This is a genomic window from Afipia sp. GW821-FHT04G03 (assembly GCF_059419985.1).
Genome location: NZ_JBWKSV010000002.1, coordinates 240,421 through 257,276 on the forward strand (window position 1 = coordinate 240,421; position 16,856 = coordinate 257,276).

At 63.3% G+C, this 16,856-nt stretch carries 13 protein-coding genes; 2 read left to right on the plus strand and 11 right to left on the minus strand.

Annotated features, from left to right (window positions below; all coding sequences use genetic code 11):
- Window positions 1-101: 101 nt before the first annotated feature.
- From AC07UB_RS10395 to AC07UB_RS10445, 11 genes are all read right to left on the minus strand, one after another.
- A complete protein-coding gene (locus tag AC07UB_RS10395) occupies window positions 102-629 on the minus strand; it encodes a hypothetical protein (RefSeq protein ID WP_494652884.1) in 528 nt (175 codons plus the stop codon).
- A 44-nt stretch (window positions 630-673) separates the two neighbouring features.
- Window positions 674-2,077: a dihydrolipoyl dehydrogenase gene (gene lpdA, locus AC07UB_RS10400; protein ID WP_494652886.1), complete on the minus strand. Its 1,404-nt coding sequence runs from the start codon at window positions 2,075-2,077 to the stop codon at window positions 674-676.
- A gap of 32 nt (window positions 2,078-2,109) precedes the next feature.
- Window positions 2,110-2,853: an SDR family oxidoreductase gene (locus tag AC07UB_RS10405; protein ID WP_492791535.1), complete on the minus strand. Its 744-nt coding sequence runs from the start codon at window positions 2,851-2,853 to the stop codon at window positions 2,110-2,112.
- 14 nt (window positions 2,854-2,867) lie between these two features.
- Window positions 2,868-4,118: a 2-oxoglutarate dehydrogenase complex dihydrolipoyllysine-residue succinyltransferase gene (gene odhB, locus AC07UB_RS10410; protein WP_492791534.1), complete on the minus strand. Its 1,251-nt coding sequence runs from the start codon at window positions 4,116-4,118 to the stop codon at window positions 2,868-2,870.
- Window positions 4,119-4,217: 99 nt separating this feature from the next.
- A complete protein-coding gene (locus AC07UB_RS10415; protein ID WP_492791533.1) occupies window positions 4,218-7,178 on the minus strand; it encodes a 2-oxoglutarate dehydrogenase E1 component in 2,961 nt (986 codons plus the stop codon).
- 136 nt (window positions 7,179-7,314) lie between these two features.
- Window positions 7,315-8,199: a succinate--CoA ligase subunit alpha gene (gene sucD / locus AC07UB_RS10420; RefSeq protein WP_494652888.1), complete on the minus strand. Its 885-nt coding sequence runs from the start codon at window positions 8,197-8,199 to the stop codon at window positions 7,315-7,317.
- A 4-nt stretch (window positions 8,200-8,203) separates the two neighbouring features.
- Complete coding sequence (sucC, locus tag AC07UB_RS10425) at window positions 8,204-9,400, minus strand: ADP-forming succinate--CoA ligase subunit beta (protein ID WP_494652890.1); 1,197 nt, start codon at window positions 9,398-9,400, stop codon at window positions 8,204-8,206.
- A gap of 112 nt (window positions 9,401-9,512) precedes the next feature.
- Window positions 9,513-10,481: a malate dehydrogenase gene (gene mdh / locus AC07UB_RS10430; protein ID WP_492791530.1), complete on the minus strand. Its 969-nt coding sequence runs from the start codon at window positions 10,479-10,481 to the stop codon at window positions 9,513-9,515.
- A 222-nt stretch (window positions 10,482-10,703) separates the two neighbouring features.
- Window positions 10,704-11,888, minus strand: a complete 1,185-nt coding sequence (gene zapE / locus AC07UB_RS10435) for a cell division protein ZapE (protein WP_494652892.1) — start codon at window positions 11,886-11,888, stop codon at window positions 10,704-10,706.
- 145 nt (window positions 11,889-12,033) lie between these two features.
- A complete protein-coding gene (gene thpR / locus AC07UB_RS10440; protein ID WP_492791528.1) occupies window positions 12,034-12,570 on the minus strand; it encodes an RNA 2',3'-cyclic phosphodiesterase in 537 nt (178 codons plus the stop codon).
- Window positions 12,571-12,676: 106 nt separating this feature from the next.
- The gene (locus tag AC07UB_RS10445) at window positions 12,677-13,315 is read right to left on the minus strand and encodes an arylesterase (RefSeq protein WP_494653610.1); all 639 of its coding nucleotides are present in this window, start codon (window positions 13,313-13,315) and stop codon (window positions 12,677-12,679) included.
- 151 nt (window positions 13,316-13,466) lie between these two features.
- Between AC07UB_RS10445 and AC07UB_RS10450 the strand changes: the two genes are divergently transcribed.
- Entirely contained in the window at window positions 13,467-14,213 is a 747-nt protein-coding gene (locus tag AC07UB_RS10450; protein WP_492791527.1) for an ABC transporter ATP-binding protein, read from the plus strand.
- Window positions 14,210-16,780: an ABC transporter permease gene (locus AC07UB_RS10455; protein ID WP_492791526.1), complete on the plus strand. Its 2,571-nt coding sequence runs from the start codon at window positions 14,210-14,212 to the stop codon at window positions 16,778-16,780. The genes AC07UB_RS10450 and AC07UB_RS10455 overlap by 4 nt, the downstream gene beginning before the upstream one ends.
- The last annotated feature ends 76 nt before the right edge of the window (window positions 16,781-16,856 follow it).

The window sequence follows — 16,856 nt, forward strand, 5'->3', positions numbered from 1 at the left end:
GGTCTTTGCATAAGGCGAAGTGGTGAAAAACTTCGCTGCATAAGGCGACATTGCGGCCGACTGGCGATAACCGCTTTTGGAGGCCGGTCGCGCCGTTCATCTTACGGCGACGGGCGCGAGGCCTGCATCCGCCGGCGCAGCCGCCGGATGAATCCAGGCGACGCGCGGCGGCGGAAGCGCGCCATCCATTCCCGAACGGCGAGTTTGAACGGCGCGACGATTTCCGCGGCCCGCGCGCGCAGATCGAGAACGAACTCATAAAGTTTGCGGAACCAATTCATCCGCAGCAGCTTCTCGCGCGTCACGTCAAACACGAAGGCGACGATGCCGACGCCGAGAATCTTCTGAAGGATAATCAGCGCCGTCGCGCCCATAAAATATTTGTGCGCCAGCAGCCATGCCGCAACGAGATTAAGCGGCGTCAAAACAACGAACGGTACCGCAAACACCAGCAGCGTGAGACCAGGCGACAGATGCTCGACACGATCCGCGAGCCATTGCTTCAGCCGGGGCAGCGGGATCAGCGCGACGACGCGCGCGACAATGGGCTCGACGCGATCCCACAGCCACGCCTCGAGCAGAAAGATCAGCGCGAGAAAAACCCAGAGCGGACGAAGCAGCCGGCGCATGGCGGATTCTCATCCAGCATGACCGGCTGAATGCCGGTCAGGCCTTACATATGGATAGCGCGTTTTCCGACCGCAAGCGCGGCTTCCTTGACGGCCTCCGAGCGGGTCGGATGCGCGTGGCAGGTGCGCGCGAGGTCTTCCGCGGAACCGCCGAACTCCATCAGCACCGCAGCCTCGTGGATCATTTCGCCGGCTTCAGCGCCGACGATGTGAACGCCGAGCACGCGGTCGGTCTTCGCATCCGCAAGAATTTTTACGAAGCCGTCCGTGGTCTGGTTGACCTTGGTGCGCGCATTCGCGGTGAACGGGAACTTTCCCGACGTGTAGGCGACGCCCGCCTGCTTCAACTCTTCTTCGGTCTTGCCGACGGAGGCAACTTCCGGGAACGTGTAGATCACGCTGGGAATGACATCGTAGTTGGTGTGGCCGGCCTGGCCTGCGAGAATTTCCGCAATCGCGATGCCTTCGTCCTCGGCCTTGTGCGCGAGCATCGGCCCCGCAATCACGTCGCCGATGGCGTAGATGCCTTTCACGTTGGTTGCGAAATGTCCGTCGGTCTGGACACGGCCGCGCTGATCGAGTTCGACACCGGCTTCCTTCAGCCCGAGGCCTTCGGTGTAAGGCACGCGCCCGATGGCGACCAGCACGACGTCGGCCTCGATGGTTTCGGCAGCGCCGCCCGCAGCCGGCTCAATGCTGGCCTTCAATTTCTTGCCGGAGCTATCGACACCGGTCACCTTGGAGCCGAGCTTGAACTCCACACCCTGCTTTTCAAGGATGCGCTGGAACGACTTCGCGACTTCGCCATCCATGCCGGGCAGGATGCGATCGAGGAATTCAACCACGGTGACCTGCGCGCCGAGACGCCGCCACACCGAACCAAGTTCGAGCCCGATCACGCCGGCGCCGATCACCAGCATCTTCTCCGGCACCTTGTCGAGCACGAGCGCGCCGGTCGAGGACACGATGCGCTTTTCGTCGATCTCGACGCCCTTCAGTTTCGTCACGTCCGAGCCGGTGGCGATGACGATGTTCTTTGTTTCGAGAACCTGCGTCTTGCCGTCGTTGCCCTTCACCTCGACCTTGCCGGCGGAGACGATGCGGCCGGTGCCTTCATAGGGATCGATCTTGTTCTTCTTGAACAGGAAGCCGACGCCCTTGACGTTGCCGTCGACGCCGTCGGTCTTGAACTTCATCATGGTCGCAAGATCGAGCTTCGGCTTGCCGACGCCGATGCCCATCTTGGGCAGCATGTGGGTGACTTCCTCGTAACGCTCCGACGCCTGCAACAGCGCCTTGGAGGGAATGCAGCCTACATTGAGGCAGGTGCCGCCGAAGGTCGGCCACTTCTCGACCACAGCAACCTTCATGCCGAGTTGCGCCGCACGGATCGCACAGACGTAACCGCCGGGACCGGTGCCGATAATAACGAGATCATAAGAGGCCATGATGTGATCCTGTACTCAGAGAGAGATTGAAATTAGCGGCCGCCCGATACATCGACGATCGTACCGGTGACGTATGACGCGTCGTCCGACATCAGCCAGACGACGGCGTTGGCGATTTCATCCGCAGTGCCGACGCGCTTCATCGGAACGGTGTGGGCCAGGCGATGCGCCCGGTCCGGCTCGCCGCCGCTCCCATGGATGTCGGTGTCGATCAGGCCCGGACGCAACGCAACGACGCGGATCCCTTCATCCGCGACTTCGCGGGCAAGCCCGACCGTGAACGTATCGATCGCGCCCTTCGAGGCCGCATAATCGACGTATTGCGTCGGCGATCCGAGTGTCGCCGCTACCGACGACAGATTGACGATAACGCCGCCGGACCCGCCGTGCCTGCTGGACATGCGCTTCACGGCTTCGCGCGCACACAGAATGCTGCCGACGATGTTGACGTTCATCATGCGGGTAAGCCGCTCGGCGGACATCTCGTCGACGCGCGCGGTCATGTCGACCACGCCGGCATTGTTGACCAGCACGCCAAGTTTGCCGAAGCCGTCGGCTTCCTTGAACAGCCTGAGAATGTCGGCCTCATTGCCGACATCGCATTTCACCGCGATGGCCTTGCCGTTGCTGGCTTCGATGGTTCCCACGACCTCATCGGCCGCCGCCTTGTTGCTGGCGTAGCCGACGACGACCTTGTAGCCGCGCTTCGCAGCGGCCAGCGCCGTCGCGCGGCCGATGCCGCGGCTCGCACCAGTAACGATGGCGACACGGTCCATGCCCGCCTCCGGGATCAGAGGTCGAGCACCAGCCGGGCCGGATCCTCAAGGCATTCCTTGACGCGGACGAGGAAGGTGACCGCTTCCTTGCCGTCGATGACGCGGTGATCGTAGGACAGCGCGAGGTACATCATCGGGCGGATCTCGATCTTGCCGCCGATGGCGACCGGCCGCTCCTGAATCTTGTGCATGCCGAGAATGCCGGCCTGCGGCGCGTTCAGGATCGGCGTCGACATCAGCGAGCCATAGACGCCACCGTTCGAGATGGTGAAGGTGCCGCCCTGCATGTCTTCGATCTTGAGCTGGCCGTCGCGCGCCTTCTTGCCGTAGTCGGCGATGCCCTTCTCGATCTCGGCCAGCGACTTGTGATCGCATTCGCGCACCACCGGCACGACGAGGCCCTTGTCGGTGCCGACCGCGACGCCGATGTGGTAATAATTCTTGTAGACGAGGTCGGTGCCGTCGATCTCGGCGTTGACGGCGGGGACTTCCTTCAATGCCTGCACGCAGGCCTTCACGAAGAAGCCCATGAAGCCGAGCTTGGAGCCGTGCTTCTTCTCGAACAGTTCCTTGTAGTGGCTGCGCAGTGCCATCAGGTTGGTCATGTCGACCTCGTTGAAGGTCGTCAGCATCGCAGCGGTGTTCTGCACGTCCTTGAGGCGGCGCGCGATGGTCTGGCGCAGCCGGGTCATCTTCACGCGCTCTTCACGCGCGGCATCGTCGGCAGGCGACGGTGCGCGTACCTGAACGGCGGCGGCAGGCTGGTTGAGCGGCGTCGCAATGGCGGCGGCCTTCTCGATGGCGGCCAGCATGTCGCCCTTGGTGACGCGGCCATCCTTGCCGGAGCCCGGAACGGTCGAGGCATCGATGCCGGATTCGGCGGAAATCTTGCGCACGCTTGGAGCCTGCGGCGCGTCAGCCGGCGGCGACTTCTGGGCTGGCGCTGGTGCTGCGGCAGCGGGTGCGGCGGCCTTGGCGGGCGCAGGCTCAGCAGCCTTTGTAGCTGCTGGCGCAGCCTTCGCTCCGCCCCCGCCTTCGGTGATCTGGCCGAGCAGCGCGCCGACAGCAACCGTCTCGCCATCCTTGGCGACGATTTCGCCCAGCGTTCCCGCAAACGGCGCCGGCACTTCGATGGTCACCTTATCGGTTTCAAGCTCAACCAAGGGCTCGTCGACGGCGACCGCGTCGCCTGCCTTCTTGAACCAGCGGCCAATGGTGGCTTCGGTGACGGACTCGCCAAGTGTCGGAACGCGAATTTCAGCCATTTGTCTTTTCCTCTTGCGTCTTGAGCGGCGGGAGCCGTCAACGCCTCAATCAATCATATTCAAAGATAAAGATGCCCGCGGCGCGCGGGCATCGATAGATCAGCCGAGAGCTTCGTCGAGAAACGCTTTCAGTTGCTGAAGGTGTTTCGACATCAGGCCGGTGGCCGTGGCGGCCGCCGCCGCGCGTCCGGCATAACGCGGACGCTTGTGCGTGGCGCCGACCTGGTTGAGCACCCATTCCAGATAGGGCTCGATGAAGTGCCATGCGCCCATGTTGCGCGGCTCTTCCTGACACCAGACCACTTCGGCCTTCTTGAAACGCTCCATGACCTGCACCAGCGTCTTCAGCGGCACCGGATAGAGCTGCTCGACGCGCAGCAGATAGATGTCGTCGATGCCGCGCTTCTCGCGATCCTCGTAAAGATCGTAATAGACCTTGCCCGAGCAGATCACGACACGGCGGATCTTGGAGTCCGCGACAAGCTTGATATCGCCGCCCTTCTCCGCGTCGTCCAGCAGAACACGGTGGAACGACGTATCGGGGCCGAACTCCTCGAGCTTCGAGGTCGCACGCTTGTGACGCAGCAGCGATTTCGGCGTCATGATGATCAGCGGCTTGCGAATCTCGCGCTTCAACTGACGGCGCAGCGCGTGGAACAGGTTCGCAGGCGTCGTGATATTGACGATCTGCATATTGTCTTCCGCGCACATCTGCAGGAAGCGCTCAAGGCGCGCCGACGAATGTTCCGGACCCTGGCCTTCATAGCCATGCGGCAGCATGCAGACGAGGCCCGACATGCGCAGCCACTTGCGTTCGCCCGACGAGATGAACTGGTCGAACAGCACCTGCGCGCCGTTGGCGAAATCGCCGAACTGCGCTTCCCAGATCGTCAGCGCATTGGGTTCGGCCAGCGAATAGCCGTACTCGAAACCAAGCACCGCTTCTTCCGACAGCAGCGAGTTGATGACTTCGTAGTGTCCTTGATTCTCGCCGATGTGGTTGAACGGCGTGTAGCGGCTTTCGTCTTCCTGATCGAACAGCACGGAGTGACGCTGCGAGAACGTGCCGCGCTCGGAATCCTGACCCGACAGGCGGACGTTGTGGCCCTCCTTCATCAGCGTGCAGAACGCCAGCCCTTCGCCGGTCGCCCAGTCGATTCCCTCGCCGTTCTCGATCGCCTTCATGCGCGCGTCGAGGAAGCGTTGCACGGTCCGGTGAAGCCGGAAGCCGTCAGGCACCTTGGTGATCTTGCGGCCGATGTCCTTCAGTTCGTCGATGGCGACGCCGGTGTTGCCGCGGCGCGGATCTTCACCGAGGTCGGCCGACTTGAAGCCCGCCCACTTGCCGTCGAGCCAGTCGGCCTTGTTCGGCTTGTAGCCCGAACCGGCCTCAAGCTCGGCATCGAGCCGCGCGCGCCAGTCGGCCTTCGCCTTGTCGATTTCGCCTTCGGTCATGACGCCGTCGGCGATCAGACGCTTGGCGTAGATGTCGAGCGTGGTCGGATGGGTCGCGATCTTCTTGTACATCACCGGGTTGGTGAATGACGGCTCGTCGCCCTCGTTGTGACCGTGGCGGCGATAGCAGAACATGTCGATGACGACAGGCTTGTGGAATTTCTGCCGGTATTCGATCGCGACCTTGGCCGCGAACACCACGGCTTCCGGATCGTCGCCGTTCACATGGAAGATCGGCGCGTCGATCATCTTGGCGACGTCGGACGGATACGGCGACGAGCGCGAGTAGCGCGGATAGGTCGTGAAACCGATCTGGTTGTTGACGATGAAGTGCAGCGAACCGCCGGTGCGATAGCCCTTGAGGTCCGACAGCGCGAAACATTCCGCCACCACGCCCTGGCCTGCGAACGCGGCATCGCCATGCAGCAGCAGCGGCAGCGCCGAGATGCGCTGGTCCGGCGGATCGCCGTTCTGGTCCTGCTTGGCGCGCACCTTTCCGAGCACCACCGGATCGGCGATTTCCAGATGTGACGGATTGGCAGTGAGCGAGAGATGGATCTTGTTGCCGTCGAACTCGCGGTCCGACGATGCGCCGAGATGATACTTCACGTCGCCCGAACCCTCGACCTCGTCGGGGTTGGCGGAGCCGCCCTTGAATTCGTGGAACAGCGCGCGATGCGGCTTGCCCATCACCTGCGTCAGCACGTTCAAACGTCCGCGATGCGGCATGCCCAGCACGATATCCTGCACGCCGAGATTGCCGCCGCGCTTGATGATCTGTTCGAGCGCGGGGATCAGCGATTCCGCGCCGTCGAGACCGAAGCGCTTGGTGCCGGTGAACTTGATGTCGCAGAATTTCTCGAAGCCTTCGGCTTCGACGAGCTTCATCAGGATGGCGCGGCGGCCTTCGCGGGTGAAGCTGATTTCCTTGTCCGGACCTTCGATGCGCTCCTGAATCCACGACTTCTGCGCCGGATTCGAGATGTGCATGAACTCGACGCCGAGCGTCTGGCAGTAGGTGCGCTGACAGATCGCAACGATCTCGCGCAGCGTCGCGGTCTCAAGACCGAGCACATGATCGAGGAAAATCTTGCGGTCGAGATCGGCGTCGGTGAAGCCATAGGAGCGCGGATCGAGTTCTTCGTGATCCTTCTGGCCCTCGATGCCGAGCGGATCGAGATTGGCGTGGAAGTGGCCGCGCATGCGATAGGCGCGGATCAGCATCAGTGCGCGCACCGAATCCCGCGTCGCCTGCTGCAGATCGGCCGAGGTCAGGTTACCGCCGCCGGGAGCCGCTGCCTGCGCCTTGGCGGCAAGCTTGCCGCCCACGACCTTCTCGACCTGCGCCCAGTTGCCGTCGAGCGCGGAGGTCAGATCGTCGTTCGGCGTGGTGGGCCAGTTGGCCTTTTCCCAGGATGGGCCCTGCGCGTTCTTCTCAACGTCCGCAGGCTGGTCCTTCAGGGTCTTGAAGAAGGCCACCCAGTCCGGATCGACCGAAGACGGGTCCTTCTCGTAGCGCGCGTACAGTTCGTCGATGTAGGTGGCGTTGGCGCCGTCGAGGAAGGAAGTGAGAGCGAAATTGGCGTTCGCGTCCTGGCGAGACATGATTGCGTCCTGATTGATTGCATCGCGCGGAAAAATCGGGAGAATTCGCCCGATTTCGGTATCGGCGTCGTGTTTGGGCCGCACCTTTTACCCTATTTAGGGCAAAACTTCGCGCTGAAAAGAACCAAGAACTGAACTAGCCTTTCAATTTTTCGACAAGCGTCGTTCCGAGTCGCGCGGGCGACGGCGAGACGGTGATTCCAGCGGCTTCCATCGCCGAGATCTTGGATTCCGCATCACCCTTGCCGCCCGAGACGATTGCGCCGGCATGACCCATGCGGCGGCCCGGAGGCGCGGTGCGGCCGGCGATAAATCCGACCATCGGCTTCTTGCGGCCGCGCTTGGCTTCGTCCTTGAGGAACTGGGCGGCGTCTTCCTCGGCGGATCCGCCGATTTCGCCGATCATGATGATCGATTTGGTTTTCTCGTCGGCCAGAAACAGCTCAAGAATGTCGATGAACTCGGTGCCCTTGACCGGATCGCCGCCGATCCCGACCGCCGAGGTCTGGCCGAGGCCGGCCTGAGTGGTCTGGAACACCGCTTCGTAGGTCAATGTGCCGGAGCGCGACACGATGCCGACATTGCCGGGCTTGAAGATGTTGGCCGGCATGATGCCGATCTTGGATTCGCCGGCGGTGACGACGCCGGGGCAGTTCGGCCCGATCAGCCGCGACTTGGAGCCCGAGAGCGATCGCTTCACGCGCACCATGTCCAGCACCGGAATGCCTTCGGTGATGCAGATGATCAGAGGCACTTCCGCATCGATCGCCTCGCAGATCGCGTCAGCCGCGCCCGGCGGCGGCACATAGATCACGGATGCGTCGGCGCCGGTTTTCTCGCGCGCTTCGGAGACGGTGTCGAACACCGGCAGGCCGAGATGCGTGGTGCCGCCTTTGCCGGGCGACGTGCCGCCGACCATCTTGGTGCCGTAAGCGATCGCGCCCTCGGAATGAAAGGTGCCGTTCTTGCCGGTGAAGCCCTGGCAGATGACCTTCGTGTTCTTGTCGATCAGGATGGACATCGGCTTACTTTCCCTTCACGGCGTTGACGATCTTCTGCGCGGCGTCGTCGAGGTCGTCGGCGGGAAGCACGTTCAGGCCGGACTCGCGAATGATTTTTTTGCCTTCCTCGACATTGGTGCCTTCGAGGCGAACCACCAGAGGCACCTTGAGACCGACGGTCTTCACCGCGGCGACAACGCCGGCGGCGATGACATCGCACTTCATGATGCCGCCGAAAATATTGACGAGAATGCCTTTCACGTTCGGATCGGCGGTGATGATCTTGAACGCCGCTGTAACCTTTTCTTCCGACGCGCCGCCGCCGACGTCGAGGAAGTTGGCCGGGCTTTCGCCGTAGAGCTTGATGATGTCCAGCGTGGCCATCGCGAGGCCCGCGCCGTTCACCATGCAGCCGATGGTGCCGTCGAGCGCGATGTAGGCGAGGTCATACTTCGAGGCTTCGATTTCCTTGGCGTCTTCTTCCGTGGTGTCGCGCAGCGCGACAATATCCGGATGACGGTAAAGCGAGTTGGAATCGAACGACATCTTGGCGTCGAGGCACTTCAGTTCGCCCTGCTTGGAGACGATCAGCGGATTGATCTCCAGCATCTCCATGTCCTTGGCGAGGAACGCCGTATAGAGCTGCGCCACAAGCATTTCCGCCTGCTTGGCGAGGTCGCCCTTGAGGCCGAGCGCCTGCGCGACGGTGCGGCCGTGATGGCCCATGACGCCGGTGGCGGGATCGACCGAGAACGTGATGATCTTCTCGGGCGTGTCGTGCGCGACCTTCTCGATGTCCATGCCGCCTTCGGTGGAAACCACGAAGGACACCCACGACGTTTCGCGATCGACCAGCAGCGAGAGATAGAATTCCTTCTCGATGTCGGAACCGTCCTCGAGATAGAGGCGATTGACCTGCTTGCCCGCGGGACCGGTCTGGATCGTCACCAGCGTCGCGCCGAGCATCTGCGTGGTGAATTCCTTGACCTCATCGACCGACTTGGCGAGGCGCACGCCGCCCTTGTCGCCGGCCGAGGCTTCCTTGAACTTGCCCTTGCCGCGTCCGCCGGCATGGATCTGGCTCTTCACCACCCACAACGGGCCGCCGAGTTCTTTCGCGGCCGCTTCCGCTTCGGACGCCTTGAGGATCGGCACGCCGCGCGACACCGGCACGCCGAATTCCTTCAGCACCGCCTTGGCCTGATATTCGTGGATGTTCATGGAGAGCCCCAGACAACAAAGGAGAGAAAGGTAGAGAGACTTGAAAGGTAGGGAGACTTAGCGGCGATCCGGCGAACATGTCACCGGATCGCGCTCGATCGAGGTCGCGCGCTTACTTGCCGAGCAGGTCAGGCGCGATCTTCTTGCAGGCATCGACCAGACCCTGCACCGCGCCGACCGACTTGTCGAAGCCTTCGCGATCCTTGCCGGCCAGTTCGATCTCGACAATACGCTCGACACCCTTCGATCCGATGACAACCGGTACGCCGACATACATGTCCTTCACGCCGTATTCGCCGTTGAGGTAGGCGGCGCAGGGCAGCACGCGCTTCTTGTCGCGCAGATAGCTTTCCGCCATCGCAATCGCGGAGGCGGCAGGCGCGTAGAACGCCGAGCCGGTCTTGAGCAGGTTGACGATCTCGGCACCGCCGTTGCGGGTGCGGTCGACGATCTCGTCGATGCGCGCCTGCGAGGTCCAGCCCATCTTGACGAGATCCGGCAGCGGAATGCCGGCGACCGTCGAATACTTGGTCAGCGGCACCATGGTGTCGCCGTGGCCGCCGAGCACGAAGGCGGTGACGTCTTCCACCGAAACGTTGAATTCATCGGCGAGGAAGTAGCGGAAGCGCGACGAATCCAGCACGCCGGCCATGCCGACGACCTTCTTGTGCGGCAGGCCGCAGGCCTTCTGAAGCGCCCAGACCATCGCGTCGAGCGGATTGGTGATGCAGATCACGAACGCATCGGGGGCGTATTTCTTGATGCCCGCGCCGACCTGCTCCATGACCTTGAGATTGATGCTGAGAAGATCGTCGCGGCTCATGCCGGGCTTGCGCGGCACGCCGGCGGTCACGATCACGACACTGGCGCCTTCGATCGCCTCGTAGGAATTGGCGCCGGTGAAGCTGGCGTCGAACCCGTCGACCGGAGAAGACTGCGCGATGTCGAGCGACTTGCCCTGCGGCACGCCTTCGGCGATGTCGAACATCACCACGTCGCCAAGTTCTTTCAGTCCGACGAGGTGGGCCAGTGTGCCGCCGATCTGACCTGAACCAATCAAAGCAATCTTGTCACGCGCCATGGGAAATCTATCCTTTGAGATCGACGGGAGAGGGTGGGAAAGCTCTGGACGGCTGGTTAGACCTTTCGCGGCAAGCGTTCAAGTCGCCGTTCGCCCAAGGAAGCGGCAAGGATGCGGCACTGCCTTTCGCCATGGCCCTCAAGCTTGGCCCTCAAGCGTCCTTCGCATCGAGGTTTCGCAGCCGCCAAAGGTGAAACATAAAGCGAACTCCGGACGGGACGATCAGGTTTCGACCAGACCTGTGGTCGAGCCGCTGGCGGAGGAGTCGCTGCGGCCGTGAGGCAGCGCCAGATAGGATTCCGACCCCATCTCGATCAGCCGCGACGAGGTGCGCTTGAACTCGTTGGCCTCGATGCCCTCGGTCACGCTGTAAAGCGACAGCGGGTCGGCGTCGGCCGAGGCCATCAGCTTCACGGCATTGTCGTACAATGTGTCGATCAGCGTGATGAAGCGCTTGGCGTAATTGCGATGCTCGTATGTCATCGCCGGAATCCGGTCGATGATGAGCGTGTGATAATCGTGCGCGAGATGCAGATAGTCCGACGCGCCCAGCGGCTTCTCGCAAAGGTCCGCGAACGTGAATCGCGCAACGCCGTGCGCGGAATGCGGAATATGCAGCACACGGCCCTTGATCGTGATGTCGCGCGGCCGGTCGGCTGCGCCGCCCGTGAGTTTCATCCATGCCTTGTCGAGCGCGGCATCGGCGGCGGTATCGGCGGGCACCAGCCACATCTTGATGCCCGCGAGCTTTTCGAGCCGGAAATCGGTGCGCGCGTCGAGCCGCAGCACCTCCATCCGCTCCTTGAGTTGCGCCACGAACGGCAGAAACAGCGCGCGGTTGAGGCCGCCCTTGTAGAGGTCGTCAGGCGCGACGTTCGATGTCGCCACCACCACCGTGCCGAGTTCGAACAGCCGGCTGAACAGCCGGCCGAGGATCATCGCGTCCGCGATGTCGGTGACGTGGAATTCGTCGAAGCACAGCAGCCACGCTTCCTCGAAGATCGACGCTGCGGTCAGCCGCACCGGATCGCTGTCGGGAATTTCCTGCCGCGCGATCTTCTGGCGGAAACCGTGAATCCGCTCGTGAACGTCGGCCATAAACTCATGAAAATGCGCGCGGCGTTTGTGCGCGACGGGACTGTCGTTGAAGAACAGGTCCATCAGCATGGTCTTGCCGCGTCCGACCTCGCCGTGAATGTAGAGGCCACGCAGCGGGACCGCCTCCTTGTCCGCGAACAGGCGCTGCAGCAGACCGCCGCCACGTCCGGGACGGTATCCCGCCAGTCGCGTCTCCAGCATCGAGAAGGCTTCAACGGCCTTCGCCTGCGCCGGATCGGCCTCGATGGTGCCGGCGGCAACCAGCGCCTGATAGTGCCCTCTGAACGAGGTGCGGGACGGAGCGTTCATGCTCCGCTAACGGCCAGAACGGGCCGAAGAATGCAAGAGTACAATCGGCCTACGTGACGCGCATGATCCGCCACAGTGTTGACGGTTTCACGAGAACATCACTCACTCCGGCAGAATTCCGAGTGCATCGGGTGCTGATTACGTTCTATGCGCTCAACGCATAGGCGTCCTCGACAACGTAGGGCCCGCCGCCGACAGAGGCGCGCGACGAGAACAGCACGAACCGTGACGCCATGAAGCTGCGGGTCGGGAAATAACCGCGCACCGACAGATAATCCGCCACATCCTGATTGGACGCATCCCGCAGCCGCGCCAGCGTGACATGCGGAATGAATTTGCGGCCCTCGGGATCGAACCCGAAACGCTGCATCAGCCGCTCCAGTTCGGCCTGCAAGTCCATCAGGGGGCGGCTTGGTACAACAGATGCCACCACTGCCCGGGGTTTCTTGCCGCCGAAGCTCGACAGGCCCTGCAAGGCCACCTCGAACGGCTTGCGGTTGATCCGCTCCAGCGTCGAGGCGATCTCATTGGCCGCAGGGCCATCGATGTCGCCGATGAACCGCAATGTGACGTGATAATTTTGGGGATCGATCCAGCGCGCACCAGGTAATCCGCCGCGCAAACCCGAGAGCGTCTGGCCGATGTCCGGGGGAATTTCCAGCCCGGTGAACAAGCGAGGCATCACGAAACTCCTCGATGCAAGAGAGGATCACGAATCACCTGCCCCCTTTTTAGCGCAGCACGATGACAGTGCGAAGCGGCCATCTCGTGGCCGGCGCCAAAACCTCTCAGGGCTTGCTTATTTGCGCCGCACGATCCTTCAGGAACGCCTCAACCGTGGGCAAAATCCGCGCGACCACCACATCGACGCCCGCGGCGGTCGGATGCAGCCCGTCGGGCTGGGTCAGCTTCGCATCGGTGGCGACGCCGTCGAGAAAGAACGGATAGAGCGGGACTTTATGAGCCTTGGCGAGATCGGGATAAATGGCGTTGAACTTCGCCGTGTACTCCGCGCCGTAATTTGGCGGCGCATACATGCCGCACAATAAAACAGCGATGTTGCGCGCCTTCAGCTTGGTGAGAATATCGTCGAGCGCGCCGCGCGCCACCTTGGGATCGACGCCGCGCAGCGCGTCGTTGGCGCCGAGTTCGACGATCACGGCTTCAGTGCCGGGCGGGATCGACCACTCAAGCCGGTCGCGGCCGCCGCTCGTGGTGTCGCCCGACACGCCCGCATTGTGGATGTCGGTCGCGATGCCCTTCTCGGCAAGAGCCTTTTGCAATCGCACCGGAAACGCCGCCGGGGCCGGCAGGCCGTAACCGGCGGTCAGGGAATCGCCCAGCACGGCAAGCTTGATCGTCTTCACATCTTTGACATCTGGTTTGACATCCGGCGTTTGCGCGAAGGCCGGCCCCGACATCGCCATGATTGCCCCCGCTGCTGCGATCATCACCGCTTTAACAATTGTGGCTTCGCGTTTGAATTTCATTCCGGAAGGCGCGGCAAAAAGGTGCGGGCCCCGGATTCGGGACATCAGCCCCTCGACCGCTGTACCGAAACCCCCATATGACAGATCCATGGACAGTCTCATCGAACCCTCGAAGCGTGCCGGTCTCGAACCGGACACCATTTCCATCTCGAACGTCAATCTCTCGCTGGGCTCTGGCGCCGCGCGGGTTCACATCCTCAAGGACGTGTCCTTGCGCGTCGCGCCCGGTGAGGCCGTCGGCCTGATCGGCCCATCAGGTTCGGGCAAGTCCACGCTGCTGATGGTGATGGCGGGATTGGAACGTCCTGACAGCGGAGAGGTGGTGGTGAACGGCGTCTCGTTCAATGCCCTCGACGAGGACGCGCTCGCACGATTCCGTGGCCGTCATGTCGGCATCGTGTTCCAGTCGTTTCATCTGATCCCGACCATGACCGCGCTGGAAAATGTCGCGGTGCCGCTCGAACTGGCGGGCCGCACCGACGCGACCGCGCGCGCAGCACACGAGCTCGAAGGCGTCGGCCTTGGCGAGCGGCTGCATCACTATCCCTCGCAACTTTCCGGCGGCGAGCAGCAGCGCGTCGCGCTTGCGCGCGCGATGGCGCCAGATCCCGCGATCCTCGTCGCCGATGAGCCGACCGGAAATCTCGACGAGGCCACCGGCAAGCAGATCGTCGATCTGTTGTTCGCCAAACACCTTGAGCGCGGCATGACGCTCGTTCTGGTGACTCACGATGTCGCGCTCGCACAGCGCTGCGACCGCGTGGTGCGGTTGCGCTCGGGCCGCGTCGACGGTCCGGCCACCGACCGGCACTGGGTCGAGACGGCATCGCGATGAGCACAGCCACGGACATGTCCCCGCGCGGCGGCACATTGTCGCTGGCGGTTCGCTATGCATTGCGCGAGTTGCGCAGCGGCCTTCGCGGCTTCTACGTTTTCATTGCCTGCATCGCGCTCGGCGTCATGGCGATCGCGGGCGTCGGCTCCGTCGCGGGCAGTCTCAGCGAAGGCCTCGACCATCAGGGCCGCACGCTGCTCGGCGGCGATATTTCTTTCGCGCTGATCCAGCGCGAAGCCAGCAAAGACGAGCGCGCGTTCCTCGACGCGCAGGGCAAGGTCTCGTCCGCGGCGATCATGCGCGGCATGGCGCGCTCGCAGAGCGGCGAGTTCGCGCTGGTCGATTTGAAAGCCGTCGACGGCAACTATCCGATGCTCGGCGAGGTGAAGCTCACGCCGCAAATGCCGATGACCGAACTGCTGGCGCAACGCGACGGCACGTTCGGCGCGGGCGCCGACGCCGTCCTGCTGGCGCGGCTCGGCCTCAAGGCCGGCGATCGCCTCACCGTCGGCAGCGCGGCTTTTGAAATTCGCGCCGTGGTCGATTCAGAGCCGGACAAGCTCGCGGGCGGCGTCGGTCTCGGGCCGCGCTTTCTTGTCAGCGAGGACGCGCTGCGCGCCACCGGCCTGCTGCAACCCGGCACGCTGGTGCGCTGGATCTATCGCCTGCAACTGCCCGGCGTGACGGTCGACGACAGCGCGACGCAAGCGGTCACGGACCGCGCGCAGAAGGCCCTGCCGGAGGCCGGATGGGAAGTCCGCAGCCGCGGCAACGCCTCGCCGCAGCTCGAGCGCAGCATCGAGCGCTTCACGCAATTTCTGACGCTGGTGGGATTAGCAGCATTGCTGGTCGGCGGCGTCGGTGTCGCCAACGCCATCAAGAGCCACCTCGACCAGCGGCGCGACGTGATCGCGACCTTCAAGGCGCTGGGCGCGACCGGCCGCGAGGTGTTCACGATCTACCTCACCCAGGTGATGGTGCTGGCGATTCTCGGATCGCTGATCGGGCTCGCCATCGGCGCGGCGCTGCCTTTTGTCATCGTCGGCGTGTTCGGAAAAATCCTGCCGCTGCCGGTGGAGGCGACATTCCATGCCGGCGAACTGGCGCTGTCGTTTCTCTACGGCTTGCTGACGGCGCTGGCCTTCGGATTGTGGCCGCTCGGCCGCGTCCATGACGTGCCGGTGGCCGCGCTGTTTCGCGAAGGTGTCTCGTCGGAGTTTCACTGGCCGCGCAAACGCTATCTCGCCCTGATGGCCGCGGTGATCGCGCTGCTGATCGCAGTCGCCATCGGTCTTGCGTATGACAAGCGCGTGGCCGCCGTGTTCGTCGCATCGAGCATCGCGGTGTTCGCCGTGCTGCGCGGCATCGCGTCGCTGCTGATGACTCTGGCGCGCAACCTGCCGCGCCCGCGCTTCACCATGCTGCGGCTGGCCATCGCCAACATCCATCGTCCCGGCGCGCTCACGCCGTCGGTCGTCATGTCGCTCGGTCTTGGGCTCGCCGTGCTGGTGACGATCACGCAGATCGACGGCAACCTGCGGCGGCAGTTCATGGCGGCGCTGCCCGACCGCGCGCCGTCGTTCTATTTCATCGACATCCCGGCCAACCAGGCGACCCGCTTCAGCGACTTCCTGAAACAGACCGCGCCGTCGGCGACGGTGGAGACCGTGCCGATGCTGCGCGGACGCATCGTCGCCGCGAAGAGCGTCAGGGCCGAAGACCTCAAGCCGTCGGCCGACACCGCATGGGTGCTGCAAAGCGACCGTGGCCTGACCTATACCGGCGAAGTCCCGCGCGGCTCAAAGGTCGTCGAAGGCACATGGTGGGATGCCGCCTACAACGGACCACCGCTGGTATCGCTGGAGAAGAAGATCGCCGACGGGCTCGGCATGAAGGTCGGTGACGAGATCACGGTGAATGTCCTCGGCCGCGACATCGTTGCGAAGATCAGCAACCTGCGGACGGTGGACTGGCAGAGCCTCGGCATCAATTTCGCCCTGGTGTTTTCGCCGACGGCCTTCGCCGGCGCACCGCATACCGACATCGCGACGCTCACCGAAACCACTTCGAGCGCCGCGAGCGATGCGAAGCTCATCAAGGAGGTCGCCGCCGCTTTCCCGATGGTGACCAGCGTGCGGGTCCGCGAGGCGCTCGATTCCATCGGAAAGGTCGTGACCAACCTCGTGCTGGCGATCCGGGGCGCCAGTTCCGTCACGCTCATATCGGCCATACTCGTTCTCGGCGGCGCGCTGGCCGCCGGGCACCGGCACCGGGTCTACGATGCGGTGATTCTCAAGACGCTGGGCGCGACGCGCGGCCGGCTGCTGGGCGCCTATGCGCTGGAGTACCTGCTGATCGGCTTTGCGACGGCGGTGTTCGGCGTGGCGGCGGGATCGATCGCCGCCTGGCAGATCGTCACCCGGCTGATGACCCTGAGCTTCGTCTGGCAGGCCGGCAGCGCGGCGATTGTGGTGCTGGCGGCCCTCGCCGTGACGGTCGGGCTGGGGCTGATGGGAACATTACTCGCGCTTAACCAAAAACCGGCTACCGTGCTGCGTAACTTATGACAATTTGTAGCAGCGAATAGCGGGTTTTGCGACACATCGCCGCGCGCCCGAGCTTGCGTTGAATGTGTTAGTTTCC

Bases quoted from the DNA above. Each gene is read 5' to 3' on its own strand.
- AC07UB_RS10395 (WP_494652884.1), bottom strand. From the start codon at position 629: ATGCGCCGGCTGCTTCGTCCGCTCTGGGTTTTTCTCGCGCTGATCTTT.
- lpdA (WP_494652886.1), bottom strand. From the start codon at position 2,077: ATGGCCTCTTATGATCTCGTTATTATCGGCACCGGTCCCGGCGGTTAC.
- AC07UB_RS10405 (WP_492791535.1), bottom strand. From the start codon at position 2,853: ATGGACCGTGTCGCCATCGTTACTGGTGCGAGCCGCGGCATCGGCCGC.
- odhB (WP_492791534.1), bottom strand. From the start codon at position 4,118: ATGGCTGAAATTCGCGTTCCGACACTTGGCGAGTCCGTCACCGAAGCC.
- AC07UB_RS10415 (WP_492791533.1), bottom strand. From the start codon at position 7,178: ATGTCTCGCCAGGACGCGAACGCCAATTTCGCTCTCACTTCCTTCCTC.
- sucD (WP_494652888.1), bottom strand. From the start codon at position 8,199: ATGTCCATCCTGATCGACAAGAACACGAAGGTCATCTGCCAGGGCTTC.
- sucC (WP_494652890.1), bottom strand. From the start codon at position 9,400: ATGAACATCCACGAATATCAGGCCAAGGCGGTGCTGAAGGAATTCGGC.
- mdh (WP_492791530.1), bottom strand. From the start codon at position 10,481: ATGGCGCGTGACAAGATTGCTTTGATTGGTTCAGGTCAGATCGGCGGC.
- zapE (WP_494652892.1), bottom strand. From the start codon at position 11,888: ATGAACGCTCCGTCCCGCACCTCGTTCAGAGGGCACTATCAGGCGCTG.
- thpR (WP_492791528.1), bottom strand. From the start codon at position 12,570: ATGCCTCGCTTGTTCACCGGGCTGGAAATTCCCCCGGACATCGGCCAG.
- AC07UB_RS10445 (WP_494653610.1), bottom strand. From the start codon at position 13,315: ATGGCGATGTCGGGGCCGGCCTTCGCGCAAACGCCGGATGTCAAACCA.
- AC07UB_RS10450 (WP_492791527.1), top strand. From the start codon at position 13,467: ATGGACAGTCTCATCGAACCCTCGAAGCGTGCCGGTCTCGAACCGGAC.
- AC07UB_RS10455 (WP_492791526.1), top strand. From the start codon at position 14,210: ATGAGCACAGCCACGGACATGTCCCCGCGCGGCGGCACATTGTCGCTG.